This window comes from Kitasatospora griseola, from assembly GCF_044999035.1.
In the GTDB taxonomy this organism is placed as follows: domain Bacteria; phylum Actinomycetota; class Actinomycetes; order Streptomycetales; family Streptomycetaceae; genus Kitasatospora; species Kitasatospora griseola.
The window spans coordinates 4,708,954-4,734,792 of record NZ_CP173360.1; the positions used below are offsets into that span (position 1 = coordinate 4,708,954).

Here is a 25,839-nt window from a genome sequence, read left to right on the forward strand (position 1 = left end):
GACGAAAAGGGGCGGCCCCGTTCGGGGCCGCCCCTTCGGCGTGTCGGACGGGCCGTCAGCCCATGATCACCGGCTCCGGGTTGCGCTCCAGCAGCAGCACCGCGACATCGTCGGTCAGCGCCCCGCCGTTCAGCTCCTCGACCTCGGCGATCGCCGAGTCCACCAGCCGGCCCCTGGTCAGCCCGGCGGCCTGGTGGTCGGCGATCAGCTCGATCAGGCCCTCCTGGCCCAGCCGCGGCGAACCCGCCCCGACCTTCCCCTCCACCAGCCCGTCGGTGTACAGCAGCAGCCGCCAGCCCGGGGCGAGCTCCAGCCGCAGCGCCGGCCAGGTGGAGTGGGTGGCGTCGCACGGCAGCAGGCCCAGCGCCGGCCCGGCCTGGTCGGACGGCAGCAGCTCCGGGGCGGTGTCGGCACCGAGCAGCAGCGGCGCGGGGTGGCCCGCCAGGAACAGCTCCACGGACTCCGCGGCGCCCGGCGTGCCCGGCGCGTCCAGCACCACCATGCAGAGCGTCGCGAAGATCTCGTCGCTGCGCCGCTCGTGCTCCAGCACGTGCTGCAGGGTGGTCAGCAGCTGCGGGCCGCAGAGCCCGGCGAACACCAGCGTCCGCCACGCTATCCGCAGCGCCACGCCGAGCGCGGCCTCGTCCGGGCCGTGGCCGCAGACGTCGCCGATCACCACGTGCACCCGGCCGTCCGGGGTGCGCACCGCGTCGTAGAAGTCGCCGCCGAGCAGGGCCCGGCGACGGCCCGGCCGGTAGCGGCGGGTGAAGGCCAGGCCCGCGCCGTCCAGCAGCGGGGTGGGCAGCAGGTGGCGCTGCAGGCGGGCGTTCTCCTGGCCGCGGATCTCCGCCTCCACCAGGCGGCGCTGCGACTCGTCGGCGCGCTTGCGCTCCACCGCGTAGCGCAGTGCCCGGGCCAGCAGCGGGCCGGCGGTGTCCTGCCGGACCAGGAAGTCCTGGGCGCCGGCGGCCACGGCGGCCGCGCCGAGTTCGGCGCCCGCGGTGTCGGTGAGCACCACCACGGCGGTGTGCGGGGCGCGCTGCAGCAGTTCGCGCAGCGCGTCCAGGCCGTCGCTGTCGGACGGCAGTTCGCCGGGCGCGCCGAGGTCGAGCAGCACGCACTGGAAGTCGGGGTAGCGCATGCCGCGCCGGCCGTTGCCGGGCAGCGGCGGCAGCAGGGCCATCGCCTCGCGGATGCCGCCCACCCGGTGCAGTTCGGCGTGCTCGCCGAGCTCCTCGGCCAGCGACTCGAACAGCAGGTGCTCCGGTTCGCCGGCCTCGATCACCAGCACCCGGAAGTCGGCGGCGGCCCGGGGCGGCTCTCCGCCGCCCGTCGGAGTGCTGCGCGGACGCGGTATCGCGGCGGCCCGGCCCGGGCGCTGCTGCGCGCCGGCCCGGCTCTGACTGCGCTCGGCGGCCCCGGCGTCGTCGGTCGCGTCGGGTGCCCGCCCGTCTCCCGTAGCGGGCATCGGTCGGTCCTTTCTATCCCCGACAGGCCAACGGCCGGTGTCCGTCCACGGTGCCCGTGTGGCACCGGGCATCGGGGAGCTTCCCGCGACCATAACGTGATCTCCGAGGATTTCTTCGCCTGAGCGGCGTCGATGTGGTTATTGCCACGCGTGCGGTGGCGCTGATCCGTAGGGATTCCGCCACCGAGGAACCGGAGTTGACGGGAGTTGAGCAGCGGTGACGCAGATCACGCTGGTACAGGGTGACATCACGGATCAGCGGGTGGACGCCGTCGTGAACGCCGCGAACAGCTCGCTCCTGGGCGGCGGCGGAGTGGACGGGGCGATCCACCGCGCGGGCGGACCGGAGATCCTCGCCGAGTGCCGGAAGCTGCGGGCCTCGCACTACGGCAAGGGCCTGGCGACCGGCCGGGCGGTGGCGACCACCGCGGGCCGGCTCCCGGCGCGCTGGGTGGTGCACACGGTGGGGCCGGTGTTCCGGGCGGAGGACCGTCCGCAGCGCGCGGAGCTGCTGGCCTCGTGCTATCGGGAATCCCTTCGGGTGGCGACGGAACTGGGAGCTCGGACGGTGGCCTTCCCGGCGATCTCCGCCGGGATCTTCGGCTGGCCGCTGGACGATGCCGCTCGGATCGCCCTGACGACCGTGGCCGAGGAGGAGCCCGACCTGGACGAGGTGCGTTTCGTGCTGTTCGGTGCCGAGTCGTACGAGGTGTTCGCACGGGTGCGGGACGAGCTGGCGGGGTGAACCGGGGGAGCGGGGGTGTGGCGGAGAGCAGGGGGCGCTGACGGGCGCTCGGGGGGCGCGCGACGGCGCATTCGGGCGCTCTCATGGTGGCGCGGCGGGGCGTCAACGCGCCAGGGGTATTCGATAACTCGTTCGAGTGAACTGCTGAACGGATGATCGGGTCGGCCGGGCCGAGCGGGTAGGGGGCGGCCGGCTCAGCGCGGCGCCAGCGCCGACCAGTCCACCGTCAGCTCGCCCTGCCGCCGCCGGACCGGCCCGTCCCGCAGCGGCCAGTCCGCGGCCAGCGCCGTACAGGCCGCCACCCAGCGCTGCCGCGCCCCGAACGCCCCCAGCGGCGCGGCCGCCGCCCACGCCCGGTCGAAGTCCCGCAGGAACGCGTGCACCGGCCGGCCGGGCACGTTGTGGTGGATCAGCGCCTTCGGCAGCCGCTCCGCCAGGTCCGAGGGCCGCTCCAGGCTCCCCAGCCGGGCCGCGAAGGTCACCGTCCGCGGCCCCTCCGGGCCGAGCGCCACCCACACGTGCCGCCGCCCGATCTCGTCGCAGGTGCCCTCCACCAGCAGCCCGTCCGGCGTCAGCCGCCCGCACAGCCGCGCCCACACCTCGGCGACCTGGTCCTCGTCGTACTGCCGCAGCACGTTCGCCGCCCGGATCAGCTGCGCCCGCGCCCCGCCGGGCAGCGGCACCTCGAAACCGCCGCGCCGGAACTCCAGCAGCGGCGGGTCGGCCATCGGCAGCGCCGCCGCCACCCGCGCCGGGTCGATCTCGATCCCCACCACCCGGACGTCCGCCCGCACCGCCCGCAGCCGGGCCGCCAGCTCCACCGCGGTCCACGGCGCCGCCCCGTACCCCAGGTCCACCGCGATCGGCGGGGCCGTCGCCGCACGCAGCGCCCGGCCCGTCGTGTACGCGATCCAGCGGTCCATCCGCCGCAGCCGGTTGGTGTTCGTCGTCCCCCGAGTGATCGTCCCCACCGGTCGGCTCGACCGGCCCCGGGACGACGGCATGTCGCTTGCGGCCATGGTCACCAAGCCTACGCAGCGTCCGAGGGCACTCGGAGACCCCCGCCCGCCGCCGGGAATACGCGGACGCGGCGACGTGGTTGGCACCCTTGACGTCCCACCGCCCGCAGCTCCGGCCGCGGGCGGCGGTGCGTGGACAGACCAAGAAACCGGTACAGACGCAGCAGCGCCGCCGACGCAGCGACGGGCAGTGCCCAGGGAGGCTTCCGCAGGTGACCCACCACCTCGTCCGCATGCCCCGCGGGGAGTCGCGGTCGGCCGCAGCCCCCTCGTTCCCGCTCCGTCCCCGCCGGATCGCGATGCTGAGCGTCCACACCTCGCCGCTGCACCAGCCGGGCACCGGCGACGCCGGCGGGATGAACGTGTACATCGTCGAGCTGGCCAAGCGCCTCGCCGACCTCGACATCGAGGTCGAGGTGTTCACCCGGGCGATCAGCTCCGACGACGCGCCGACCGTCCAACTCGCTCCCGGCGTGCTGGTCCGGCACGTCACGGCCGGCCCGTTCGAGGGCCTGCTCAAGGAGGACCTGCCGGCCCAGCTGTGCGCGTTCACCCACGGCGTGCTGCGCACCGAGGCCGGCCACCGCCCCGGCTACTACGACCTGGTGCACTCGCACTACTGGCTGTCCGGGCAGGTCGGCTGGCTGGCGGCCGAACGCTGGGGCGTGCCGCTGGTGCACACCATGCACACCATGGCGAAGGTGAAGAACGCGGCGCTCGCCGAGGGCGACACCCCGGAGCCGGCCGCGCGGGTGATCGGCGAGACCCAGGTGGTCGGCGCGGCCGACCGGCTGATCGCCAACACCGCCGAGGAGGCCGCCGAGCTGGCCCACCACTACGCGGCCCGCCCCGAACAGCTGGCCGTGGTGCACCCCGGCGTCAACCTGGAGGTGTTCCGGCCCGGCGACCGGGCGGCCGCCCGCCACCGGCTCGGCCTGCCGCAGGACGCCGCGGTGCTGCTGTTCGCCGGCCGCATACAGCCGCTGAAGGCGCCGGACGTCCTGCTCAAGGCGGTCGCCCGGCTGCTGGAGCGCCGCCCGGAACTGCGCGAGCGGCTGGTGGTGCCGGTCGTCGGCGGCCCGTCCGGCAGCGGCCTGGCCCGGCCCGAGAGCCTGCACAAGCTGGCCGCGCAGCTCGGCATCAACGACGTGGTGCGGTTCCGCCCGCCGGTCGGCCAGCAGCAGCTCGCCGACTGGTACCGCGCGGCGACGGCCCTGGTGATGCCCTCGCACAGCGAGTCGTTCGGCCTGGTCGCGCTGGAGGCGCAGGCCTGTGGCACCCCCGTGGTGGCGGCCGCGGTCGGCGGCCTGCCGGTCGCGGTCCGCGACGGCGTCACCGGCACCCTGGTGCCCGGCCACGACCCCGACGCCTGGGCGCAGGCGCTGCTGCCCTACGCCACCGACCCGGCGCTGGCCCCCGCCCGCGGCGCGGCCGCCGCCCGGCACGCGGCGGCGTTCGGCTGGCTGACGGCGGCCGGCTCCACCGCCGAGGTGTACGCGGGCGCGATGGCGGCGGCCCGTCCGGTGCGCCGCCCCTGACAGTGGGTCACCCCCGCGCGCGGCGTGACCGGGGCGACACCCCGCCCCGGCGGGCGGCCCGTTAGCGTGGGGGCATGGCCGCCAAGGACGACGCACTCCCCCTCCTCCGTGCCGCGCTCGACGAGGCCGGTGTGGCCTGGGAGCCGGCCGCCACCGACCCGTACACGCTGGTCGCCACCCTGCCCGGCACCCGCAAGCTGTCCACCGCCTGCGCCCTGCGGGTCGGCGACCACACGCTGTCGGTGAACGCCTTCGTGATCCGCCGCCCGGACGAGAACCACGAGGGCGTCTACCGCTGGCTGTTGGAACGCAACACCCGGCTCTACGGCGTGGCCTACGCGATCGACCGGCTCGGCGACGTCTACCTGGTCGGCCGACTGCCGCTGGAGGCCCTGACCGCCGAGACGGTCGACCGGCTGCTCGGCACCGTGCTGGAGAACGCCGACGAGCCGTTCAACACCCTGCTGGAACTGGGCTTCGCCACCGCGATCCGCCGCGAGTGGGAGTGGCGCACCAAGCGCGGCGAATCCACCCGCAACCTCACCGCCTTCGCCCACCTGGCCACCGAGAACCCGCCCGCCGACAGCTGAGCCCCGCCGGGGCGGGGTCGGCCCGAGCGGTTCGGTGGGCTGCGACGCCGGCTCCGGGGGGGCGGTCCGAGCGGGCGTCAGGCCGCCACGGCGACCGGTTCGGTGGGCTGCGACGCCGGTTCGGGGGGCTGGGGCGAGCGGCGGCCGATGGGGACGAACGCGACGGCCGCCAGGGTGCCCGCGGCGGCGCACGCGCCCCACAGCGCCCAGCTGCCCGCGTACTGCAGCAGCAGGCCGCCGGCCAGCGGGCCGACGAAGGACGCCAGCGACCAGGAGAGCGAGTACACGCCCTGGTAGCGGCCGCGGGCCCGGGCCGGGGAGTGCTCGGCGACCAGCGCCATCATGGTCGGCGCGTTCACGATCTCGCCGATCGTCCACACCGCCACCGTCACCGCGTACAGCGCGGCGGACGAGCCGGCCACCGCCGTCAGGCCGAAGCCCCAGCCGATCAGCAGCGCGCTCGCCACCAGCAGGGCGGTGCGGTTGCGGCCCTCCATCAGCCTGGTCAGCGGCAGTTGGAGCAGCACGATCAGCACCCCGTTGAGGCTGGCCACCAGGCCGTACTGGGCGGTCGTGATGCCGTGCTCGCCCATGTCCACCGCCAGCGTGGTGGAGCCCTGCTGGAAGACCAGCGCCAGCAGCAGGTTCACCCCGACCACCGCCATGAACGGGCCGTCCCGGAACACCGAGCCCAGGCCGATCGCCGGGCCCGACGGCTCGTCGGCCGCCTCCTCGACGGCCTGCGACAGCGTCTCGGGGACCTTCGCGAACACCACCACCGCGCACAGCAGGGTGGTCAGCGCGTCCAGCAGGAACAGCGTCAGATAGCCGTGCACCGCGATCAGACCGGCCACCGCGGCGGAGGCGCCGAAGCCGATGTTGATCGCCCAGTAGTTCAGCGAGTACGCCCGCACCCGGTCGGCGGGCGGCACCAGGTCGGCGATCATCGCGGAGACCGCCGGCCGGGAGGCGTTGTTCGCCAGGCCGACCAGGAACGCCACCGCGGCGATCGCCACCGGCCCGTCCGCGAAGCCCAGCACCGCCGTGAACACCGCCGTGGACACCTGCGCCACCAGCAGCGTGGGCCGCCGCCCGAGCCGGTCGGTCAGCACCCCCGCGCCGAGCGCCGCGACGGCCGACCCCAGCCCGAACAGGCCCGCCACCAGGCCCGCGTAGGACGCCGAATAGCCCCGGTCCACCGTCAGGTAGAGCGCCAGGAAGGTGACCACGAAGCCACCGAGCCGGTTCACCAGGGTGGACGTCCACAGCCACCAGAACTGGCGTGGCAGCCCGCCCGCGGCCCTGCGTACTTCGGACACCAGACGGGCGGCGAGGGGCATGGGGGCTCCCGGAGCAGCGGAAACGGTAAGAAGCAAAATTGCTGAACGCACATTACGGCGCACGTGGACAGCCCGGCCAGTGAATTTCCCCCTCCACTAAACTGACCCCATGGCTGACACGACCTACCGCTTGATCCTGCTCCGCCACGGCGAGAGCCAGTGGAACCAGAAGAACCTCTTCACCGGATGGGTCGACGTCGACCTCAACGAGAAGGGCGAGAAGGAGGCGGCCCGCGGCGGCGAACTGCTGCTCGCCGAGGGCCTGCTGCCGGACGTGCTGCACACCTCGCTGCTGCGCCGCGCGATCCGCACCTCGCAGATCGCCCTGGACAAGGCCGACCGCCACTGGATCCCGGTCCGCCGCAGCTGGCGCCTGAACGAGCGCCACTACGGCGCCCTGCAGGGCAAGGACAAGGCCCAGACCCTCGCCGAGTTCGGCGAGGAGCAGTTCCAGCTCTGGCGCCGCTCGTACGACACCCCGCCGCCGGCCCTCGCCGACGACTCCGAGTTCTCGCAGGCCGGCGACCCGCGCTACGGCGAGATCCCGTCCGAGCTGCGCCCGCGCACCGAGTGCCTCCAGGACGTCGTCCAGCGCATGCTCCCCTACTGGTACGACGCCATCGTGCCGGACCTGGCCGCCGGCAAGACCGTCCTGGTCACCGCCCACGGCAACAGCCTGCGCGCCCTGGTCAAGCACCTCGACGGCATCTCCGACGAGGCCATCGCCGGCCTCAACATCCCCACCGGCATCCCGCTCGTCTACGAGCTCGACGCCGACTTCAAGCCGGTCAACCCCGGCGGCCGCTACCTCGACCCGGAGGCTGCCGCGGCGGCCATCGAGGCGGTCAAGAACCAGGGCAAGAAGTAACGCACCTTCTCCCGCAGCCCCCTGCCCGGCGCAACGACGCCCCGGCCCAGGGGGCTGTTCCGTGTCCGGGTGCGGGCGCGTCAGCTGTCGGGCGGGTGCGGGTCCGGGTGCGGGTGCGTCAACTGCCGGGCGGGGGTGAGTGGTTCAGACCACGAAGAATGGTTCAGACCATTGACGGGAGTCGGCGGGGCTTCTAGCGTGGGGGCACTGTCGGCGCGGGCATGCCAATGCTGGCCGCACCCCCACGCGGCTCCGCGCGTGCCCGCGCATGTACTCCATCCACCCCCACGGAGGAGCACCATGCGCAAGCGCAACATCCTGGCGGTCGGCATCGCGGCCGCCGCAGCGACCCTGGCGACGGCGATCCCCGCCAGTTCGCACGGGTACATCACCACCCCGCCGAGCCGGGCCGGCCTGTGCGGGGCCGGCGTCGTGAAGAGGTGCGGCGACATCCAGTGGGAGCCGCAGAGCGTCGAGGGCCCGAAGGGCTTCCCGGCGTCCGGGCCGGCCGACGGCACGCTGTGCGCGGGCGCGGACGCACGCTGGGCGCCGCTGGACGACCCGCGGGGCGGCGCCTGGCCGACCACCAAGGTCACGGCCGGGCAGCAGCTGACGCTGACCTGGAGCATCGAGGCGCGGCACGCCACCACGTCGTTCCGGTACTTCATCACCAAGCCGGGCTACGACGCCACCACGAAGATCACCCGTTCGAACCTCAACCTCACCCCGTTCCTGACCGTGCCGATGGGCGGCAAGCAGCCCCCGGCCACGCTCAGCCACACCGCGACGCTGCCGTCCGGTCTGACCGGCCACCAGGTGATCCTGGCGGTCTGGGACATCGCGGACACCGGCAACGCGTTCTACCAGTGCATGGACGTCACCTTCTGACGCACCGCACGACATGAGGGCCGGGCACCCTTCGGTGCCCGGCCCTCACGGTCGCCGTCAGTGGCCGCCGCCGCAGCAGTCGCCGGTCGCCGCGCCGCACTGGCAGGGCGCGCCGGACTGGCAGCCGCAGCCGCAGCCCGGGCTGCAGCCGCAGCCCGCGGCGAGGATCGGCAGCAGCTGGGCCGCGGCCGGGGCGAGCGGGCTCGGTGGGGGAGTGGTCGGATTGCCGGTCGTCTTCATCGCGCTGCATCCTCCTCGTCCGGGCGGAGCCGGGCAGCCCGGTGGACGCCCGTCCCTTCGAGTGAAACGCCGCCCTGACGCGCCGTCAACGGGCGCGTGGAAGTGGGAGGTTCGCGCGGCGTGCGCCCCCGTGGGGGCGCACCGGAGAAACGACTACTCCGCCGAGTCCGCGGTCGCGATGAACTCGTCCACGTGCTCGCCGGTGACCAGGAAGACCACGCGCTTGGCGACCGAGACCGCGTGGTCGGCGAAGCGCTCGTAGTAGCGGCCGACCAGGGTGACGTCCACCGCGGTCTCGATGCCGTGGTGCCAGCGGTCGTCCAGCAGGTGCGAGAACAGCTCGCGGTGCAGGGCGTCGATGGCGTCGTCGTCCGCCTCCAGCTCCAGTGCCTTGTCCACGTCCTTGGTGGCGATCACCAGGCCGGCCTTGGCCACCAGGCGCTGCGCGAGCTGCCCCATCTCCAGCACGATCGGGTGCAGGTCGTTCGGGACGGCGGTCTCCGGGTAGCGCAGCCGGGCGACCTTGGCGACGTGCCGGGCCAGGTCGCCGCAGCGCTCCAGGTCGGAGCTCATCCGCAGCGAGGTGACCACGATCCGCAGGTCGGTGGCGACCGGCTGCTGGCGGGCCAGCAGGTCGATGGCCCGGTTCTCCAGGTCGTGGTGCAGGTTGTTGATCTTCTCGTCGGCGGCGATCACGCTCTCCGCCAGCTCCAGATCCGCGTCCAGCAGTGCGGTGGTGGCCCGTCCCATCGCCGAGCCGACCAGCCGGGCCATCTCGACCAGGCCGTCGCTGATCGAGTCGAGTTCCTCGTGGTACGCGTCGCGCATTGCGCTCTTCTCCTCCAGTACCGGTGTCGGTGGCGGTGCCGACCGGACGCCTCGCACCGGGCGGCCCGATGCGGGGCCGACCGAACGGACGGCCGCTGCTGGTGGCGCGAATGGTAGCCGCGTCACCGCCCACACGGGCTTGCACGGCCCAGAATTGTTCGTTCGAGCGACCTCCCACGGCCTCAGCGGTGAATCAGCAGCATCGTGAAGGTGAATTCTCGGCAACGCCCGGCCGATGCCTTGATCGCACCCTTACGGAGCCCGCCCGGCCACCATTTACGCTGGCAGGCATGGACGTGAACGTGGCCGCCGCCGCTGCCTGCGCCATAGCCGGGCTCGGCGTCGGCCTCACCGCCTCCATCGCCTTCCGTTGGAGCGAGCGCGAGCAGAACCGGGGAAGCGGCGGCGGCAGCAGCAGGAACGCAGGACCGGAACCCCTCCAGGAACCGGCCCTGCCGCCGGGCGTGGACACCGTGCTGTCGGTGCTGCGCTCCTGCGCGATCGTGCTCGGCGACGGCGACGAGGTGGTCAAGGCCTCCTCCGCCGCCTACGCGATGGGCCTGGTCCGCGGCGGTGCGGTGGCCGTGGAGCAGATGCTCTCGCTGGCCCGCTCCACCCGCCGGGACGGCGAGATCCGGCAGATCGAGCTGGAACTCACCCGCCCCGGCGCCTCCGCCCGGGCCGCCGAACCGCTCGCGGTCTCGGTCCGGGTCGCCCCGCTGGGCTCCCGGCTGGTGCTGGTGCTGGTCGAGGACCGCACCGAGCGCCGCCGGATCGAGGCGATCCGCCGCGACTTCGTGGCGAACGTCTCGCACGAGCTGAAGACCCCGGTCGGCGCGCTCTCCCTGCTCTCCGAGGCCGTCGCGGACGCCGCCGACGACCCGGAGGCGGTGCAGCGCTTCGCCGGCCGGATGCAGGTCGAGGCCACCCGGCTGGCCAGCCTGGTCCAGGAGATCATCGACCTCTCCCGGGTCCAGGACGACCAGCTGAAGGTCGACCCGGAGCCGGTCTCGGTGGACGAGCTGATCGCCGAGGCGATCGACCGCTGCCGGCAGACCGCCGCCGCCAAGCAGATCGTCATCGCCGCGGGCGGCACCACCGGCCTGTACCTGGTCGGCAACCGCGGCCAACTGGCCGCCGCGCTCGGCAACCTGGTGGAGAACGCGGTGAACTACAGCCCGCCGCGCACCAGGGTGGCGATCGCCACCCGCCGGATCTCCAGCGCCGCGGCGCTGGGCGAGGCGGACGGCGAACTGATCGAGATCTCGGTGACCGACCAGGGCATCGGCATCTCGGAGAAGGACCGCGAGCGGATCTTCGAACGCTTCTACCGGGTGGACCCCGCCCGCTCCCGCCTCACCGGTGGCACCGGCCTCGGCCTGTCCATCGTCAAGCACGTCGCCGCCTCGCACCGCGGAACCGTGTCGGTGTGGAGCGTCGAGGGCCAGGGTTCCACCTTCACACTGCGGCTCCCCGCCGGGCAGGCCCCGGTCGAGGACCGCGCATCCTCAGCAGCACCCACACTTCCTGCCCCGGAGGCCCGATCGTGACCCGTGTACTGGTGGTCGAGGACGAGGAGTCGTTCAGCGACGCCCTGTCGTACATGCTCCGCAAGGAAGGCTTCGAGGTGGCGATCGCCGCCACCGGGCCCGACGCGCTGGAGCAGTTCGAGCGCAACGGAGCCGACCTCGTGCTGCTCGACCTGATGCTGCCGGGCCTGCCCGGCACCGAGGTCTGCCGCCAGCTGCGGGTCCGCTCCAACGTCCCGGTGATCATGGTCACCGCCAAGGACAGCGAGATCGACAAGGTCGTCGGGCTGGAGATAGGAGCAGACGACTACGTCACCAAGCCCTACTCCACCCGCGAGCTGGTCGCCCGGATCCGCGCGGTGCTCCGCCGCCGCGGCGAGGACGCGAACGGCGACGGCGCCGCCGCCCCCGGTGCGCTGGAGGCCGGCCCGGTCCGGATGGACGTCGACCGGCACGTGGTGACGGTGGACGGCGCCAAGGTCGACCTGCCGCTGAAGGAGTTCGACCTGCTGGAGATGCTGCTGCGCAACGCCGGCCGGGTGCTCACCCGGATGCAGCTGATCGACCGGGTGTGGGGCGCGGACTACGTCGGAGACACCAAGACCCTGGACGTCCACGTCAAGCGCCTGCGGGCGAAGATCGAGCCCGACCCGGGCGCGCCGCGCTACCTGGTCACCGTCCGCGGCCTGGGCTACAAGTTCGAGCCGTAAACCGCGACACACCGAGAAGGGGCCCCGCCGCGGCGGGGCCCCTTCTCGGTGGTGCGGGGTGTCAGTGCGCGGGGGCCGACGGGCTGCCCGCCGGGGCGCTCGGCGAGCCGCTCGCGGTGGCGCCGGCGGTCGGCGACGAGGTCGCGGCCGGGGAGGCGCTGCCGGTCGGCGAGGCCGAGGACTTGGTCTGCGGGCCGAAGCCCTGGTAGTAGCCGGCGGCCGGCTGCACGTTGGCGTTGGCGGAGACGTCGCCGGCGCTCTTGAACGTGAAGGTGGTCGGGGTGTAGCCGCCGACCGAGACCTTGGCGTTCGGCACCTGGGCGTTCGCGGCGCCGCCCTTGCCGCCCAGCAGCACCGACTCGCCCGCGTGGATGACGATCTGCGAGACCTGCGCGCCGTTCTCGTCGGTCAGGGTGGCGGAGGTGCCGCCGACCTTGATCCCGGTCAGCACCAGGTCGTCCTTCGGCGCGATGTTGGCGATGTTCGCGGTGACGGCGACCGGACCCGCGTACTCGCCGGCCGAACCCTCGGGGGCGACCACGACGATGTTGTTGAGCTTGACCGAGTTGTCGATCGAGGTCGCCGCGTTGTCCGGCTTGATCTGCAGGGTGTCGGCGTCGTTGCCCGCCGCGCAGGCGGACAGCGGGACGATCGCTGCGAGGACGAGGGCGGCGGCAGCGCCGCGTCGAAGGCTCCGGCTCACGGCGGCGACTTCTCCTTGGGGGACGATCCACGGAAGAGGGGATCACGGTCGGTGGTCGAGGGCCACACTACCGACCACACATATCCGGGAATCACGGGGTGGCCCCGTGTCGCGGTCCGATCACGATCCGGACCGTTCGGCGAGTCGGAGGCAAAAACTCAAGATCCAATCATGGTTTCGGGAGTGTGACCAGAGGTTTCGCCGCCCAGGTCAGACCGCCTCCGACCTGCGGGAAGCCCCCGTCGAACACCGGTCGCAGCACGCGACGGGGGTGGTTGTCAAGCCCTGGAACCCGCCCTGACCTGCGAAAACGCCCTTCGGGTCAGCCGAAAAGCGTGTTATTCTGGAAAGCCACGGAAGGGGTCCTGTCACATGACGTTCAAGGTTGGCGACACGGTGGTCTACCCCCATCACGGGGCTGCGCTGATCGAGGCCATCGAAACTCGCCAGATCAAGGGTGTGGACAAGACCTACCTGGTGCTGAAGGTGCAGCAGGGAGATCTGACGCTCCGCGTCCCCGCGGAGAACGCCGAGTTCGTCGGTGTCCGCGACGTGGTGGGCCAGGAAGGCCTGGACCGCGTTTTCGAGGTGCTTCGCGCGCCCTACACCGAAGAACCCACCAACTGGTCGCGCCGCTACAAGGCGAACCTGGAGAAGCTCGCGTCCGGCGACGTGATCAAGGTCGCCGAGGTGGTCCGCGACCTGTGGCGCCGCGAGCGTGAGCGCGGCCTGTCGGCCGGCGAGAAGCGAATGCTCGCCAAGGCGCGCCAGATCCTGGTCAGCGAGCTCGCGCTCGCCGAGAACACCAACGAGGACAAGGCCGAGACGCTGCTCGACGAGGTCCTCGCCTCCTGAGGCAGAGGCCCTGACGACAGCTTCGAGGGCAGCCTCGAACCCGGCTCGGCTCGACGCAGCGCCCGAGGGTACCCGAAAGGGCGCCTCGGGCGCTTCGCCGTGCCCGGAAGTCGAGTGGCACGGTGAAGCGGTGACGGAAGGGGCGGCGCGGTTCCACTAACGTGCAGTCAGGAAGGGGGCCTGCCCGCTCGCGAATCCGCGTTCGGCACGGCCATACCCATCGCGACCAAGGAGCCAAACCTGAACGCCTCAGCACAGCTCGCGGCAGCGGTCGTCCCGGCCGCCGGACGCGGCGAGCGACTCGGCCCCGGCGCCCCCAAGGCGCTGCGCGAACTCGGCGGCGTCCCGCTGCTGGTGCACGCGGTCCGGGCGCTGGCCCGCAGCCGGGCGGTCGGCCTGGTGGTGGTGTGCGCGCCGCCGGACGGCGTGGCGGAGGTCGTCGCGCTGCTGGACAGCCACGGCCTGGACGGCAAGGACGTCCGGGTGGTGCCCGGCGGCGCCAGCCGGCAGGAGTCGGTGCGGCTCGGGCTGGCCGCGATCCCGGCCGGCACCCGGGTGGTGCTGGTGCACGACGCGGCCCGCCCGCTGGTGCCCGTCGAGGTGGTGGACGCGGTGGCCGCCGCCGTCCGGGCCGGCGCCGAGGCGGTGGTGCCGGCGGTGCCGCTGGCCGACACCGTCAAGCGGGTCGAGCCGCAGCCGTCCGGCCCCGAGCCGGTGCTGGACACGCCCGACCGCTCCACGCTGCGCGCCGTGCAGACCCCGCAGGGCTTCGATCTGGCCGGCCTGGTCACGGCGCACGGGAAGGCCGTCGCCGAGGGCATCGAGGTGACCGACGACGCCGGGCTGATCGAGCGCTTCGGCGGCCGGGTCGTCGTGGTGCCCGGCCACGAGGAGGCGTTCAAGGTCACCCGCCCGCTGGACCTCGTGCTCGCCGAGGCCGTACTCGCCCGCCGGAGGGCCACCGATGCCTACTGAGAACACCGCCCCGATCCTGCCGCGGATCGGCATCGGCACCGACGTGCACGCCTTCGAGGCCGGCCGGCCGCTGCGGGTGGCCGGGCTGGACTGGCCGGGCGAGACCGGCCTGGCCGGGCACTCGGACGCCGACGTGGCCGCGCACGCCGCCTGCGACGCGCTGTTCTCCGCCGCCGGGATCGGCGACCTGGGCGCGCACTTCGGCACCGACCGCCCCGAGTGGGCGGGCGCGGCCGGCGTGGCGCTGCTCGGCGAGGCCGCCCGGCTGGTGCGGGAGGCCGGCTTCGAGATCGGCAACGTGGCGATCCAGGTGATCGGCGTCCGTCCGAAGATCGGCAAGCGCCGGGCCGAGGCCCAGGCCGCGCTGTCGGCGGCGGTCGGCGCGCCGGTGTCGGTCTCCGGCACCACCACCGACGGCCTGGGCCTGACCGGCCGGGCCGAGGGACTCGCCGCGATCGCGACGGCGCTGGTCTACGAACGGCCCGCCGCCTAGCCTGGGATGACGGACAGTCATCTCTCTGGTGCGGGAGGAATCGTGGGCGTCGAGCTCGACGACAACGTGAAGAAGCTGCTGGACACGAAGAGCTTCGCGGTGGTCTCCACCGTGCAGCCCGACGGCAGTCCGCAGTCCTCGGTGGTGTGGGTGCGGCGGGACGGCGACGACATCCTGTTCTCCACCGTGCAGGGGCGGCGCAAGCACCTGAACCTGGTGCGGGATCCGCGGGTCAGCGTGCTGATCAACCCGGCGGACAGCCCGTACCAGTACTTCGAGGCGCGCGGCGAGGTCACCATGACCACCGAGGGCGGCCGGGAGCTGATCGACGAGCTGTCCCGCAAGTACCGCGGCCAGGACTACGCGTGGGACGGGCCGGACGCGGTGCGGGTGGTGGTGAGGCTCAGTCCGCGCAAGGTGGTCGCCAACTTCTGAGCATGGCGCGCCAAGTGGCTGGAAGGTGGCGGGGCACCCCCCGCCGCCCACTACTCTGGACGCTGTGAGCCTTCGCCTGTACGACACCATGACCCGCCAGGTACGCGACTTCGTCCCGCTGGTGCCGGGCTGTGTCTCGATCTACCTGTGCGGTGCAACCGTGCAGGCGCCCCCGCACATCGGGCACATCAGGTCGGGACTCAACTTCGACGTGATGCAGCGGTGGTTCCGCTACCGCGGCTACGAGGTCACCTTCGTCCGCAACGTCACCGACATCGACGACAAGGTGATCGCCAAGGGGCGCGAGCAGTCCACCGAGTGGTGGAAGATCGCGCACGCCAACGAGCGTGCGTTCAACGAGGGTTACGACGCCCTCGGCTGCCTGCCGCCGAGCGCGGAGCCGCGTGCCACCGGCCACGTGCCGGAGATGATCGAGATGATGCGCGGCCTGATCGAGCGCGGCCACGCGTACGAGGCCGACGGCAACGTGTACTTCGCGGTCACCACCTACCCGGACTACCTGGCGCTCTCCAACCAGGAGTTGGAGAACCTGCGGCAGCCCTCCGGCGACAACGAGACCGGCAAGCGCGACCCGCGCGACTTCGCGATGTGGAAGGCCGCCAAGCCCGGCGAGCCGAGCTGGGAGACGCCCTGGGGCCGCGGGCGCCCCGGCTGGCACCTGGAGTGCTCGGCGATGGTGCACAAGTACCTGGGCACCTCGTTCGACATCCACGGCGGCGGGCTGGACCTGATCTTCCCGCACCACGAGAACGAGATCGCCCAGTCCAGGGCGTACGGCGACGACTTCGCCAACTTCTGGGTGCACAACGCCTGGGTCACCATGAGCGGCGAGAAGATGTCCAAGTCGCTGGGCAACTCGGTGCTGGTCTCCGAGATGGTGCAGCGCTGGCGGCCGATCGTGCTGCGCTACTACCTGGCCGGCCCGCACTACCGCTCGATGATCGAGTACAGCGAGGAGTCGCTGCGCGACGCCGAGACCGCGTTCCAGCGGATCGAGGGCTTCATCGAGCGCGCCGTCGAGCGCTGCGGCATGGTCGACGCCGCGCCCGAGGTGCCGCTGGCCTTCGCCGAGGCGATGGACGACGACCTGGGCGTTCCGCAGGCGCTGGCCGTGGTGCACACCGCCGTCCGGCAGGGCAACAGCGCGCTCGGCGCGGACGACAAGGAGTCCACCGCGGCCCGCCTCGGCGAGGTCCGGGCGATGCTCGGCGTGCTCGGCCTCGACCCGCTGGACGAGATGTGGGCCGGCGGCGGCAGCCAGGGCGAGGAGCTCACCGGCGTCGTCGACGCGCTGGTCGCGCTGGTCCTGGAACAGCGCCAGGCGGCCCGCGCCCGCAAGGACTTCGCCACCGCGGACGCCATCCGCGACCAGCTCGGCCACGCCGGGCTGGCGATCGAGGACACCCCGTCCGGCCCGCGCTGGACGATCAACCAGTAGCCCCTCGGGGCGCGTGGGGGCCGTACCCTTTGTATGGGTGCGGCCCCCACGCACGAAGCAGACGCAGAGACAGGAAGTACAGCCATGGCCGGCAACAGCCAGCGCAGGAACCGCCGCAACCCCGGATCGAAGAAGGGCGCGAGTGTCGGTACCGGCGGCCACAGCCGGAAGGCACTGCAGGGCAAGGGCCCGACGCCGCCCGGCGCGGAGCGCAAGGGACACCCCAAGCAGCGTGCCGCCAACGCGGCGCTGAAGCGCGAGCGCGACGCCAAGTCCCGGGCCGGCATGCGCCGGTCGGGCGGTCCGCGCAGCGGCCGCGGCGGCGCGGGCGCGGCCGAGCTGGTGGTGGGCCGCAACTCGGTGGTCGAGGCGCTGCAGGGCGGCGTGCCCGCGACCGCGCTGTACGTGCAGCAGTTCATCGACACCGACGACCGCGTCCGCGACGCCTTCCAGGCCGCCAACGAGCGCGGCATCCCGCTGATGGAGGCTCCGCGCCCGCAGCTGGACCAGATGACCGGCGGCCTGAACCACCAGGGCCTGGTGCTCCAGGTCCCGCCGTACGAGTACGCGCACCCGGACGACCTCCTGGAGGAGGCCGCCAACATCGGGCAGGACGCGCTGATCATGGCGCTGGACGGCGTCACCGACTCCCGCAACCTGGGCGCCGTGGTCCGGTCCGCCGCCGCCTTCGGCGCGCACGGCGTGGTCATCCCCGAGCGCCGCGCGGCCGGTATGACCGCCGGTGCCTGGAAGACCTCCTCCGGTGCCGCGGCCCGGCTGCCCGTGGCCCGCGCCACCAACCTGACCCGTGCGCTGGAGGCCTACCAGAAGGCCGGCCTGATGGTGGTCGGCCTGGCCGCCGACGGCGAGGCCGAGATCGGCGACCTGGACGCGCTGACCGGCCCCGTGGTGATCGTGGCCGGCTCCGAGGGCAAGGGCCTGTCCCGCCTGGTGTCCGAGACCTGCGACCTGCGGGTGCGGATCCCGATGCCCGGTCAGACCGAGTCGCTGAACGCCGGTGTCGCCGCCGGCATCGTGCTGTACGAGGCCGCGCGGATGCGTGCCAAGCGCTAGGCGCCGGAGCCGGGCGTCCGGTGTCGGACGTGGGGGCACCAAGCGCTAAGTCGACTGTTACTGTGCGTGACATTCGGCTGCTCAGTGCGTCAATTTCGTGAGTCGTCCGGTCGGGTTCGGTCGAGCCCGATCGGATTTCTCATGATCGCTTCAAATCCTCGCCCGGGATGCACCCGGGAGAGTGTCCTCCGGGCCGGTCACCCGGTTAGAGGGGTGTGGACACCAGAACACCTCGGCGTTTCGGGCAGCGCCCCGCGGCGATAGACGACGGCCCGGGCCTCAACACGGTCCGGGTTCCGTCCGACCCGGCGAAGCTCAGCAGCACCCAGGCCAGTTTCCGGGTCAGGCTCTCCGGCCCGGTGACCGCACTGATCGACCCCCCGGCCGGCGCCGCCTTCGGCGACCCGTACGGCCTGCAGCACGGCGCCCGTCCGCTGGTCACCCCGCAGGTCGTGGTGCCCGCGAAGGCCGCGGTGCCCGCACTGGCCGGGATCACCGCCGCCTCGGTCACCGGCGCCGCACCCCGCCGCAAGACCCGGGTGGTCACCTGGAGCGGCCAGGCCGGCCCCGGCGACACCGCCGCCACCCAGCTCCTCGAAGCCGTCCGGCTGAACACCGTGCCCGCCCCGGCGAAGGCCTTCGCCGAGCAGGACACCCAGCAACTTCAGGCCGTCCCCCGGCAGTACGGCTCGGGCTCGGGTACCGGCTCCGGCACGGGCTCGGGCTTCGGCTCGGACGAGACCTCGCGGGTGGGCATCGCCGAACTGCTGGACGACTCCGTGCGGGTCGGCGGGCACAGCTGGCACCCCGAGGGCGAGCTGCCCGAGATGCCGTCGCTCGGCGAGGGCTCCAGGCACGCCTGGTACCCCGGCCGCCGGGTCGACCTCGGCCTGGTCCTGCTGCCGCTGCGGGTGCTGCTCGGCTCGCTGTCGGTGTACGCGGGCTTCAGCAAGCTGTGCGACCCCGTCTACTTCGACGGCGGCGAACGCGGCTCGATGATGCGCTGGCTGTCCTCGCTGCACCCCTGGAAGGTCGCCCAGCCGCTGCTGGACTTCGCCATGGCCCACCCGGTCGGGGCCGGCCTCGCGGTCGCCTTCGCGGAGATCGTCATCGGCGTGCTGTCCATCCTGGGCCTGTGGCAGCGACTCGCCTCCGGCGCGGCGATGGCACTGTCCGCGGCCCTGCTGTTCACCGTCAGCTGGAAGGCGGTGCCGGCCTACGACACCCCCGACCTGATCTTCCTCGCGGCCTGGAGCCCGCTGCTGATCGCCGGCGCCCCGTTCGCCTCACTGGACGGACGGATCGCCCTGGAGGCCTTCCGCCGCCACGGACCCGCCGAGCCCGCCGCCGTCCGACGGCGGATGCTGCGCCGCCGCTCGGTCGTGACCGCCGTGGTGGTCGGCCTGACCCTGCTCACCGGCTCGCTGCTGGGCGCCGCGGTCCGCACCGGCCGCACCGCACCGGTGCACCCGCCGACGGACTACGGCTCCCCGGTGTGGCCGAGCAACGGCCCCTCGCCCTCCCCGGCCACGCCCTCGCCGACGCCGTCACCGTCCCCGAGCAAGGCCACGCCCTCGCCGAGCCGCAGCAACGGGACCAAGCCCAAGCCCAGCGCCAGCACCACCGGCGGCGGCTCCTCCACCTCGTCCCCGCACGCCGGGACGGGCAACGGGGTCGGTTCCGGAAGCGGCTCCGGGACGGGTGCCGGCACCGGCTCCACCGGCGGCACCGGCACGCCCAGCACCCCCCGGTCCCAGCCCTCGCACGGGGTGATCGGCGGGCTGCTCGGCAGCGGGCCGCCACTGCTGGAACTCGGCATGCGGCCGACGGCCGCGGGCGGAGGGGTCTGACGGGCCCTCGGCACAGCGGCAGGGCCCCTTCCGGGAACTCTCCCGGGAGGGGCCCTTCGCCGTGCGTCGAGCTGCGTGAGGGGCTGTGTGTTGAGATGCGTGGGGCGAGAGCGAGGGTGCGCAAAGAAAGAGGGGCGCGGGGAACTGCGCGACAAGCGCAAGGCCCGTCCGCAAGGTCGCGATCAAGTGCAGGTCATTGTCTCCTGCGTCGCGATCTCGCCGACGGGTTCCTTCCGCCTCGCGCAGCTCTCCGCGCCCCTGTCGGGCCGTGCTGCCCCTACCCGACCACTCCCGCAGCGAAGGAGCCGTCGCAGACCGGGCGGGCGAAGGAGCGGGCGCGCTGGACGTCGCCCTGGTACTTCTTCACCGCGGCGCGGCCGAGCTCGCCGGCCAGGGTGCTGCAGTACGGGGTGAGGGAGGGCTTCTCCCGCATGGTGCGTTCCAGGAGGTCGAGCGCGGTGCCCGGGTTGTGGTTCTTGAGCTCCTCCATCAGGTCGACCCGGAGCGCTTCCTGCGCGGCCAGGCCCTGGGTGTTGGGGGAGGTGGAGGTCCGGCCGATGGAGCCGTCCCCACTGGACGCCGCGACCACCTGCTGGTCCAGCGCCGTCGGTGGGGCCCATGGGACGCGGGTGACGGCGAGGGTGCCGGTGGTCACCAGGATCACCGGCAGGGTGAGGGCAACGGTCTGGCCGATTCGGCGAACGAGCTGTTTCACGCACAGGAGAGTAGCGGTGCGTGGCGGAACAGGCGCGCCGCGTTACCCCAACGAGTGACCAGTGTCCTGTTTTGTTCCGCCATGAGGTTGACGCGAGGGTCCGGGAACGGCGAAACCCCCTGCCGACCGCCGCGGGCAGGGGGTTCCGTGTGCTCGTCAGTGACGCGCGTCGGCCGTCAGCGGCTGAGGCGCGCGCCGGTGGTGGCGAAGACGTGGGTCTCGTTGCCGACCGGGACGACGTGGATGGTCTCGCCGCGCTGCGGGATCTCCCGGCTGTGCACGCGGACCACGATGTCCTTGTCCTGGCCCGACACCTGGGTGGTGCCGTAGACGAAGCCGTCCGCGCCGAGCTCCTCGACCACGTTGACGGTGACCGCGACGCCCTCCAGGCCGCCGGCCGGGACGATCTGGAAGTGCTCGGGGCGGATGCCCACCACGACGTTCTTGGCGTCGCCGGCCTTCGACAGGTCCTCGCGGTCGATGTTGATCACCGAGCCGCCGAACTTGACGCCGCCGTCCACCAGCGGAACCTCGACCAGGTTCATCGCGGGGGAGCCGATGAAGCCGGCCACGAACAGGTTGGCGGGCCGGTCGTACATGGCACGCGGGGCGTCGACCTGCTGGAGCACGCCCTTGTCGAGCACCGCGACGCGGTCGCCCATGGTCATGGCCTCGGTCTGGTCGTGGGTGACGTAGACCGTGGTGATGCCCAGGCGGCGCTGCAGGCCGGCGATCTGGGTGCGGGTCGAGACGCGGAGCTTGGCGTCCAGGTTCGACAGCGGCTCGTCCATCAGGAAGACCTGCGGCTGGCGGACGATCGCACGGCCCATCGCGACACGCTGGCGCTGACCGCCGGAGAGCGCCTTCGGCTTGCGGTCCAGGTACTCGGTCAGGTCGAGGATCTTGGCGGCCTCTTCGACCTTGGTGCGGATGTCCGCCTTGTTCACGCCGGCGATCTTCAGGGCGAAGCCCATGTTCTCGGCGACGGTCATGTGCGGGTACAGCGCGTAGTTCTGGAACACCATCGCGATGTCCCGGTCCTTCGGCGGCAGGTGGGTCACGTCGCGGTCGCCGATGCGGATGGCGCCCTGGTTCACGTCCTCCAGGCCGGCCAGCATGCGCAGGGAGGTGGACTTGCCACAGCCGGAGGGGCCGACCAGGACGAGGAACTCGCCGTCGCCGATCTCCAGGTCGAGCGCGTCGACCGACGGCTTGTCGGCACCCGGGTAGACGCGGGTGGCCTTGTCGTACGTCACAGAAGCCATGCTGCTTCGCTCCTTCACCGGCAGGAACGTGCCGGACGATCCGAGTAAAGGTTGGGTTGTCTGCACCGCCCCGAGTGGTCTGGACCACCGACCCTCCAGCGCGGTTCCTCGTGACGCTACCTGGCAGTTCGTCGTTTTGTCAGCCCTCAACCCCCCTTGCTCCCGCATCGATCAGGTCACGACCCCACCACTCCCCCTCCCCGCCCCACCCCCAACCGCCCGCATCCGCCCGCCCCCGCCCGGTACACTGCCCACTGGTACCGCCGCGTATCCCGCGGCCGGTCACCACGCCTCCTTAGCTCAGCTGGCCAGAGCACCGCTCTTGTAAAGCGGGGGTCGTCGGTTCGAACCCGACAGGGGGCTCCGCAGGCCATCAAGTGCAGGCCTCTGACCTGCGCAAACGTCCGTAGTGCAACCAAGAAATCCCCCTCCAAGATCATCTGGAGGGGGATTTTGCGGTCGGTGGGGACACGGTGGGGACGTGGCGTCGGGGGGTACCTGGGTCTTTCGGCCGACGGCCACCTCGGCCCTGACGAACACGGAAGACGACCCCACAAGGCCAAGCTCACGCTCGCCCCGGGGCAACCAGCCGCGTGTCCACCTGCCCGCGCTAAGGCCCGGACAGGCCTGCCTCTGACTGGACGATGCCGTCCCCGGGCCTGCATCGGGGACGACCGCCTGTCAGGACTGTGCGTCGCTACCGAGCTTGTCGCCCACGTACCCGAGCCGGAACGCGGGCTCCTCCGGAACGAGGCGGAAGTGCAGTCGCCCCGCTCCTGGAGTGAACCGGCCGTGCCAGGAGAAGCAGCGGTCTTCGCCGTCGAGATCGGTGAAGGTGCAAAGCTGCTGACGGCTCTGTGATTCCGGAGTGATGTGCGGGTGCTGCCACGTGGGTTCGGGAGAGCTCGCCGGGTCCCAGTTGGCGGCTGTCGCTTCCAGATCGACCAGCAGCTTGCGGACAGGTCGGTGCCACTTCACGTCGAGGCGGCGGAGGCCTCGCTCAAAGCGGGGGGTCTTCTGGAGGTGCGGGAAGAACTCGTCCCAGGCGTCGAGGATTTCTGTAGGAGTGGTGAGCGAGGCTGAAGCCGTGTCCTGCGCCCAGGCTCTGTGCTCCTCGGCCTCACTCGGGCTGGAGCAATGCCGCGCGCGGTCGCGGCTGCTCTCGATGCCGTCTTCGGTGAGATGGTGGATATCGACGTCCAGCCATGAGGTCGCCCACTTCGCCGACACCGGAAGACTGACGGCAAGCCCGTCGGCGAGGTGCGCGAACGCGATTCCCTCCACGGTGCGGTTGTCGTGCCGGTACTCGATTTCATCCGGATCGAGCGTCAACTGGACGGCGTCGTGGAAGGGCGAACGATTGCGCAGCGCGAGGAGGTAGCGATGCCGATCGCGGTTCTGCTTGCTTGAGCTCACCCACTGTTGGTACAGGTACCCGCGCGCCAGCTCGGACGTCGGGAGTGGGCTCCTGGTGACCAACGCGATGCTCTGCCAGCTCTTGAGATGGCGCAGTGTGTCGATGAAGCCGGCCATTGCAGTGTCCACCTCTCTGCGGTCAGATTCGGACTCGCAGGACAGCTCGTTGAGAAACAGTGTCAGGGACACTCCCACCCCGGGGTTTCTGTTGAGGATCGACTGTTGGAACGCGACGCCGGACATTAGTCGAGAAGCTTCTCCAGAGAGTTCTCCCACTCGTCGAAGAACCCTGCCGGCCATTCGGAGAGCATGCCGTCGTCGCCCATGGCAGGGCTGATCACTTGGGCGGTCAGTGCGTGGCGCCGGAAGAAGTGGACGGCCGTGGACGAGGCAGGGATGCGCCCGTCCTTCACGGCGATGCGCAACCCGTTGAGGACGTGGTCGGAGTGGGTCTCGAGGAGAACTTGAGCCCCAGCGGCGACTGCGGCCACGGCGAGGTATGCCAGCCAGGTCTGTCCTTGTGGGTGGAGGTGCGCCTCCGGGTTCTCCAGAAGGATCAGGGAACCCGGCTGGGCCGACAGGCAGGCGACGACGATCGGCAGGGCGTAGGTCAGCCCGAAGCCGACGTTGGTGGGACGGTAGCGGTTCGAAGCGGAGACACCGGAGCCGAAGCCGTAGCTGAGTCGTACGGTGTCAGTCCCGTCGATGCCCACGGCCTGGAGGTTGACGCCTGGGCAGAGCCGCTGCATCCACGCCTCGGTCTGCGAGAGGAGGGAGGCGGAGTGGTCGTCGTCGAGTCGGAGGGGGCCGGCCGCGACGGGGTCGTCCTGGTGAGCCCGCAGGAAGTTGACGGTGTGCTCGCCCCGAGAGCCGAGGAAGCCACGCCCCACGGCTGCTTGGTGGGAACGCGGATAGCTGGCGGCTGGGACGATGCGGTCGGCCTTGAGGTACTGGAATCCTGGCTGGAAGAGCGAGCACTCGTCCGCGTCCTGGGCGTCCGGGCCCATCGGGCAACCGGTCATCCTCAGCAGGTCGTCTTCACGGCCGTAGGCGGCACTCCACTCGTAGCGGGTGTTGTCGGAGGTGACGGCGAGTGCGATGGTGCGGTCGTCCGCGACGTTCGACTCGTGCCGTACGTACGTGTCGTGCCGGACGTCCTGACCGGTGCCGAGTTCGACTAGTTCGCCGTTGAGGAGGAAGCCGCCGCCGTCGTCGTGGAGGTGGAGGAGCCCCGCCTCGTAGGACTGGCGGAGGAGCGCGAGGGACTGCAGAACAGTGCTCTTCCCGGAGGAATTCAGTCCGGTGAGGAGCGTGAACGGGGCCAGAGTGATGTCCTGGCGGGCGAATGCCTTGAAGTTGGTGATGTCGATATGTTCAAGCATCGAGCGTCTCCTGGAAGATCCGGTCCATTTCGCGGAATCGAAGCCTGACTTTTCCGACATCGCCGGTGCCGGCCGACACTGCGCCGACGAAGAGTGGGTCGTCCATCAGTTCCATGAACTTCTCCTCCACGACGGACTGGCGGGCAGCAAGCACGCGGATCTCGGCGGGGGTCCGGTTGGCCAGGCATGCCGATTCGGTCTCGAACAGCGCCTTGTTGACCGGAGAGCGGCGGTTGTATCCCGGGAATCGCTTCCGGAAGGCGTGAATCCCGAAGATCCGTTTGGCCGCATCCATGGCGTGGAGGAAACGGTCCTCCAAGCTGGAAAGCTCGTCCGGGGACAATGTATTGATTTCATGCATGGCGGCGCGGAGGAATCCGTCGAAATCCTGCGATGCGTACGAATCCGGAGAGTTGAGGCTGAAGGCCAGGAACCGGAGGCACATCTCGCGGTCCGACATCCGTTCGGGGGAGACGCTGTAGGACGTCGCGCTTAGGAAGGGGCTAGTGTTGGCGAGCTCGTAGAGGAAGGTGCGGGCCCGGCCCGGAATGAGCGCATGCCGCAGTTCCTGACGGGTCAGCGGACGGCCGCCCGTGTTGATGCGGGCGAAGATGTTGAACTTCACCTCCTCCGGTGTGCCACGACGGATGAGGAGGACCACGAGTTCGGTCTCCTCGATCCGGGTCTGAAGGCGGCCTGGCAGGTCGGCGAAGGAGTGCCCGTTGAACTCGGTTAGGTACTCCAGGCCGGTAAGGACAAGTGGGTCGGCGCCGACAGCGGCGGGGTCGACGAAGCGCGCGATGGTGCTAAGGCGCTGGACGCCGTCGACGATCGCCCATGACTCCTCGTCCACCTCGGCGGCGTAGAGCGTCGGCAGGGTGATCCGAAGCAGAAGCGACTCGATGAGCCTGCTCTGCGCTTTCGCTGTCCAGATGCCGGCACGGCGCTGGAAGTCCGGGGCGAGGTCGATGGTGTCGCGCCGGATGCGATTGAGGAGGAGCGAGACCGTGGGGGTGCGGGTCTGAACTTCGATCTTGCTGGGATCGAAGGGGCTGGCGATCTGCTCACCGATGTCCTCGGACTCGACGCCGGAGCTCTTGCCGCCGTCGTCGAACTCGACAGGGAGCTGAGCCCCCGGCTCGTCGAATGCGAAGAGTGCGTCCGGGACGGGGTGCCGGGACTTCCTGCCCGAGGAACCGTTGCTGTCTGTCATGATCCATCCTCGTTGGCACTCAGTGCTGCTCAGTAACGCGCTGCCACCAGGCTCGACCCCGGAGTCGTTCCACGTAATTTAGCCCGACCGCGCGCTGCAGCCGGGCCAAATCGATCGGATACGTGCTGGCGACTCGGGGTCGCGGGCGGGTGAGGCCTTGGCGAACACCCAGGCTGCGCTATCGGTACTTGACCGGCCTCGCTCTTGGTCATCGACAGAGCCTGGACGTCGGTTAGCCCGA

25 protein-coding genes and 1 tRNA gene are annotated in these 25,839 nt (G+C 71.7%); 15 read left to right on the forward strand and 11 right to left on the reverse strand.

The window, feature by feature from the left end; genetic code table 11:
* Positions 1-55: 55 nt before the first annotated feature.
* Complete coding sequence (locus ACI1MP_RS21430) at positions 56-1,468, reverse strand: PP2C family protein-serine/threonine phosphatase (protein WP_404869271.1); 1,413 nt, start codon at positions 1,466-1,468, stop codon at positions 56-58.
* 217 nt (positions 1,469-1,685) lie between these two features.
* Between ACI1MP_RS21430 and ACI1MP_RS21435 the strand changes: the two genes are divergently transcribed.
* Positions 1,686-2,213 (forward strand): O-acetyl-ADP-ribose deacetylase, encoded by a 528-nt coding sequence (locus tag ACI1MP_RS21435; RefSeq protein WP_189277345.1) that lies wholly within the window; start codon positions 1,686-1,688, stop codon positions 2,211-2,213.
* A 194-nt stretch (positions 2,214-2,407) separates the two neighbouring features.
* Here the strand turns inward: ACI1MP_RS21435 and ACI1MP_RS21440 are convergent, their stop codons facing one another.
* Positions 2,408-3,217 carry a class I SAM-dependent methyltransferase gene (locus ACI1MP_RS21440; protein ID WP_189277421.1) on the reverse strand — a complete coding sequence of 270 codons (810 nt, stop codon included), beginning with the start codon at positions 3,215-3,217 and terminating at the stop codon, positions 2,408-2,410.
* A 248-nt stretch (positions 3,218-3,465) separates the two neighbouring features.
* On the opposite strand from ACI1MP_RS21440, the gene mshA reads away from it, so the two are divergent.
* Both mshA and ACI1MP_RS21450 read left to right on the forward strand, forming a co-directional pair.
* On the forward strand, positions 3,466-4,770 hold the full coding sequence (mshA, locus tag ACI1MP_RS21445; protein WP_232734146.1) for a D-inositol-3-phosphate glycosyltransferase: 1,305 nt from the start codon (positions 3,466-3,468) through the stop codon (positions 4,768-4,770).
* A 74-nt stretch (positions 4,771-4,844) separates the two neighbouring features.
* Complete coding sequence (locus tag ACI1MP_RS21450; protein WP_043914935.1) at positions 4,845-5,360, forward strand: YbjN domain-containing protein; 516 nt, start codon at positions 4,845-4,847, stop codon at positions 5,358-5,360.
* 77 nt (positions 5,361-5,437) lie between these two features.
* Here the strand turns inward: ACI1MP_RS21450 and ACI1MP_RS21455 are convergent, their stop codons facing one another.
* A complete protein-coding gene (locus ACI1MP_RS21455; RefSeq protein WP_100588271.1) occupies positions 5,438-6,700 on the reverse strand; it encodes an MFS transporter in 1,263 nt (420 codons plus the stop codon).
* Positions 6,701-6,809: 109 nt separating this feature from the next.
* Between ACI1MP_RS21455 and ACI1MP_RS21460 the strand changes: the two genes are divergently transcribed.
* Both ACI1MP_RS21460 and ACI1MP_RS21465 read left to right on the forward strand, forming a co-directional pair.
* Positions 6,810-7,568 (forward strand): phosphoglyceromutase, encoded by a 759-nt coding sequence (locus tag ACI1MP_RS21460; RefSeq protein WP_043914930.1) that lies wholly within the window; start codon positions 6,810-6,812, stop codon positions 7,566-7,568.
* 300 nt (positions 7,569-7,868) lie between these two features.
* Positions 7,869-8,456: a lytic polysaccharide monooxygenase gene (locus ACI1MP_RS21465; protein WP_043914929.1), complete on the forward strand. Its 588-nt coding sequence runs from the start codon at positions 7,869-7,871 to the stop codon at positions 8,454-8,456.
* Between the two features lie 57 nt (positions 8,457-8,513).
* Here ACI1MP_RS21465 and ACI1MP_RS21470 read toward each other — a convergent pair whose 3' ends face one another.
* Positions 8,514-8,696 (reverse strand): hypothetical protein, encoded by a 183-nt coding sequence (locus ACI1MP_RS21470; protein WP_189277338.1) that lies wholly within the window; start codon positions 8,694-8,696, stop codon positions 8,514-8,516.
* A 153-nt stretch (positions 8,697-8,849) separates the two neighbouring features.
* On the reverse strand, positions 8,850-9,524 hold the full coding sequence (gene phoU / locus ACI1MP_RS21475; RefSeq protein ID WP_043914925.1) for a phosphate signaling complex protein PhoU: 675 nt from the start codon (positions 9,522-9,524) through the stop codon (positions 8,850-8,852).
* A 290-nt stretch (positions 9,525-9,814) separates the two neighbouring features.
* Here phoU and ACI1MP_RS21480 point away from each other — a divergent pair, with 290 nt between their 5' ends.
* Both ACI1MP_RS21480 and ACI1MP_RS21485 read left to right on the forward strand, forming a co-directional pair.
* A complete protein-coding gene (locus tag ACI1MP_RS21480) occupies positions 9,815-11,074 on the forward strand; it encodes a cell wall metabolism sensor histidine kinase WalK (RefSeq protein WP_043914923.1) in 1,260 nt (419 codons plus the stop codon).
* Positions 11,071-11,763, forward strand: coding sequence for a response regulator transcription factor (locus ACI1MP_RS21485; RefSeq protein ID WP_043914922.1), 693 nt, complete (start codon positions 11,071-11,073; stop codon positions 11,761-11,763). The genes ACI1MP_RS21480 and ACI1MP_RS21485 overlap by 4 nt, the downstream gene beginning before the upstream one ends.
* A gap of 61 nt (positions 11,764-11,824) precedes the next feature.
* Here ACI1MP_RS21485 and ACI1MP_RS21490 read toward each other — a convergent pair whose 3' ends face one another.
* Positions 11,825-12,466 carry a DUF461 domain-containing protein gene (locus tag ACI1MP_RS21490; protein WP_380335914.1) on the reverse strand — a complete coding sequence of 214 codons (642 nt, stop codon included), beginning with the start codon at positions 12,464-12,466 and terminating at the stop codon, positions 11,825-11,827.
* 372 nt (positions 12,467-12,838) lie between these two features.
* On the opposite strand from ACI1MP_RS21490, the gene ACI1MP_RS21495 reads away from it, so the two are divergent.
* The 7 genes from ACI1MP_RS21495 (at position 12,839) to ACI1MP_RS21525 (ending at position 19,607) form a co-directional block, all read left to right on the forward strand.
* Entirely contained in the window at positions 12,839-13,321 is a 483-nt protein-coding gene (locus tag ACI1MP_RS21495; RefSeq protein WP_014136563.1) for a CarD family transcriptional regulator, read from the forward strand.
* Between the two features lie 213 nt (positions 13,322-13,534).
* Positions 13,535-14,296: a 2-C-methyl-D-erythritol 4-phosphate cytidylyltransferase gene (gene ispD / locus ACI1MP_RS21500; protein ID WP_404870814.1), complete on the forward strand. Its 762-nt coding sequence runs from the start codon at positions 13,535-13,537 to the stop codon at positions 14,294-14,296.
* Positions 14,286-14,789: a 2-C-methyl-D-erythritol 2,4-cyclodiphosphate synthase gene (gene ispF / locus ACI1MP_RS21505; RefSeq protein ID WP_363472055.1), complete on the forward strand. Its 504-nt coding sequence runs from the start codon at positions 14,286-14,288 to the stop codon at positions 14,787-14,789. The genes ispD and ispF overlap by 11 nt, the downstream gene beginning before the upstream one ends.
* Before the next feature lie 42 nt (positions 14,790-14,831).
* Entirely contained in the window at positions 14,832-15,224 is a 393-nt protein-coding gene (locus ACI1MP_RS21510) for a PPOX class F420-dependent oxidoreductase (protein ID WP_100588277.1), read from the forward strand.
* Between the two features lie 64 nt (positions 15,225-15,288).
* Positions 15,289-16,683 (forward strand): cysteine--tRNA ligase, encoded by a 1,395-nt coding sequence (cysS, locus tag ACI1MP_RS21515; protein ID WP_100588278.1) that lies wholly within the window; start codon positions 15,289-15,291, stop codon positions 16,681-16,683.
* An 84-nt stretch (positions 16,684-16,767) separates the two neighbouring features.
* Positions 16,768-17,757: a 23S rRNA (guanosine(2251)-2'-O)-methyltransferase RlmB gene (gene rlmB, locus ACI1MP_RS21520; RefSeq protein ID WP_100588279.1), complete on the forward strand. Its 990-nt coding sequence runs from the start codon at positions 16,768-16,770 to the stop codon at positions 17,755-17,757.
* Between the two features lie 215 nt (positions 17,758-17,972).
* Complete coding sequence (locus ACI1MP_RS21525) at positions 17,973-19,607, forward strand: DoxX family membrane protein (protein ID WP_404869272.1); 1,635 nt, start codon at positions 17,973-17,975, stop codon at positions 19,605-19,607.
* Between the two features lie 277 nt (positions 19,608-19,884).
* Here ACI1MP_RS21525 and ACI1MP_RS21530 read toward each other — a convergent pair whose 3' ends face one another.
* Both ACI1MP_RS21530 and ACI1MP_RS21535 read right to left on the reverse strand, forming a co-directional pair.
* Positions 19,885-20,322 carry a hypothetical protein gene (locus tag ACI1MP_RS21530; protein ID WP_189277324.1) on the reverse strand — a complete coding sequence of 146 codons (438 nt, stop codon included), beginning with the start codon at positions 20,320-20,322 and terminating at the stop codon, positions 19,885-19,887.
* A gap of 176 nt (positions 20,323-20,498) precedes the next feature.
* Positions 20,499-21,587 carry an ABC transporter ATP-binding protein gene (locus ACI1MP_RS21535; protein ID WP_043914913.1) on the reverse strand — a complete coding sequence of 363 codons (1,089 nt, stop codon included), beginning with the start codon at positions 21,585-21,587 and terminating at the stop codon, positions 20,499-20,501.
* A gap of 289 nt (positions 21,588-21,876) precedes the next feature.
* Between ACI1MP_RS21535 and ACI1MP_RS21540 the strand changes: the two genes are divergently transcribed.
* Positions 21,877-21,950, forward strand: a tRNA-Thr gene (locus ACI1MP_RS21540).
* Positions 21,951-22,268: 318 nt separating this feature from the next.
* Here the strand turns inward: ACI1MP_RS21540 and ACI1MP_RS21545 are convergent.
* The 3 genes from ACI1MP_RS21545 to ACI1MP_RS21555 form a co-directional block, all read right to left on the reverse strand.
* On the reverse strand, positions 22,269-23,120 hold the full coding sequence (locus tag ACI1MP_RS21545; RefSeq protein ID WP_380335924.1) for a hypothetical protein: 852 nt from the start codon (positions 23,118-23,120) through the stop codon (positions 22,269-22,271).
* A gap of 125 nt (positions 23,121-23,245) precedes the next feature.
* On the reverse strand, positions 23,246-24,385 hold the full coding sequence (locus tag ACI1MP_RS21550) for a DUF3696 domain-containing protein (protein ID WP_380335927.1): 1,140 nt from the start codon (positions 24,383-24,385) through the stop codon (positions 23,246-23,248).
* Complete coding sequence (locus ACI1MP_RS21555; protein WP_380335930.1) at positions 24,378-25,598, reverse strand: DUF262 domain-containing protein; 1,221 nt, start codon at positions 25,596-25,598, stop codon at positions 24,378-24,380. Before ACI1MP_RS21555 ends, ACI1MP_RS21550 begins: the two co-directional genes overlap by 8 nt.
* Between the last annotated feature and the right edge of the window lie 241 nt (positions 25,599-25,839).

Excerpts from the sequence above, each read along its gene's own strand:
- ACI1MP_RS21555 (WP_380335930.1), bottom strand. The coding sequence starts at position 25,598 with ATGACAGACAGCAACGGTTCCTCGGGCAGGAAGTCCCGGCACCCCGTC.
- ACI1MP_RS21455 (WP_100588271.1), bottom strand. The coding sequence starts at position 6,700 with ATGCCCCTCGCCGCCCGTCTGGTGTCCGAAGTACGCAGGGCCGCGGGC.
- ACI1MP_RS21470 (WP_189277338.1), bottom strand. The coding sequence starts at position 8,696 with ATGAAGACGACCGGCAATCCGACCACTCCCCCACCGAGCCCGCTCGCC.
- ACI1MP_RS21535 (WP_043914913.1), bottom strand. The coding sequence starts at position 21,587 with ATGGCTTCTGTGACGTACGACAAGGCCACCCGCGTCTACCCGGGTGCC.
- ACI1MP_RS21450 (WP_043914935.1), top strand. The coding sequence starts at position 4,845 with ATGGCCGCCAAGGACGACGCACTCCCCCTCCTCCGTGCCGCGCTCGAC.
- ACI1MP_RS21460 (WP_043914930.1), top strand. The coding sequence starts at position 6,810 with ATGGCTGACACGACCTACCGCTTGATCCTGCTCCGCCACGGCGAGAGC.
- ACI1MP_RS21545 (WP_380335924.1), bottom strand. The coding sequence starts at position 23,120 with ATGGCCGGCTTCATCGACACACTGCGCCATCTCAAGAGCTGGCAGAGC.
- mshA (WP_232734146.1), top strand. The coding sequence starts at position 3,466 with ATGCCCCGCGGGGAGTCGCGGTCGGCCGCAGCCCCCTCGTTCCCGCTC.
- ACI1MP_RS21550 (WP_380335927.1), bottom strand. The coding sequence starts at position 24,385 with ATGCTTGAACATATCGACATCACCAACTTCAAGGCATTCGCCCGCCAG.
- ACI1MP_RS21480 (WP_043914923.1), top strand. The coding sequence starts at position 9,815 with ATGGACGTGAACGTGGCCGCCGCCGCTGCCTGCGCCATAGCCGGGCTC.
- ACI1MP_RS21495 (WP_014136563.1), top strand. The coding sequence starts at position 12,839 with ATGACGTTCAAGGTTGGCGACACGGTGGTCTACCCCCATCACGGGGCT.
- ACI1MP_RS21465 (WP_043914929.1), top strand. The coding sequence starts at position 7,869 with ATGCGCAAGCGCAACATCCTGGCGGTCGGCATCGCGGCCGCCGCAGCG.
- ACI1MP_RS21430 (WP_404869271.1), bottom strand. The coding sequence starts at position 1,468 with ATGCCCGCTACGGGAGACGGGCGGGCACCCGACGCGACCGACGACGCC.
- rlmB (WP_100588279.1), top strand. The coding sequence starts at position 16,768 with ATGGCCGGCAACAGCCAGCGCAGGAACCGCCGCAACCCCGGATCGAAG.
- phoU (WP_043914925.1), bottom strand. The coding sequence starts at position 9,524 with ATGCGCGACGCGTACCACGAGGAACTCGACTCGATCAGCGACGGCCTG.
- ACI1MP_RS21440 (WP_189277421.1), bottom strand. The coding sequence starts at position 3,217 with ATGCCGTCGTCCCGGGGCCGGTCGAGCCGACCGGTGGGGACGATCACT.
- ispF (WP_363472055.1), top strand. The coding sequence starts at position 14,286 with ATGCCTACTGAGAACACCGCCCCGATCCTGCCGCGGATCGGCATCGGC.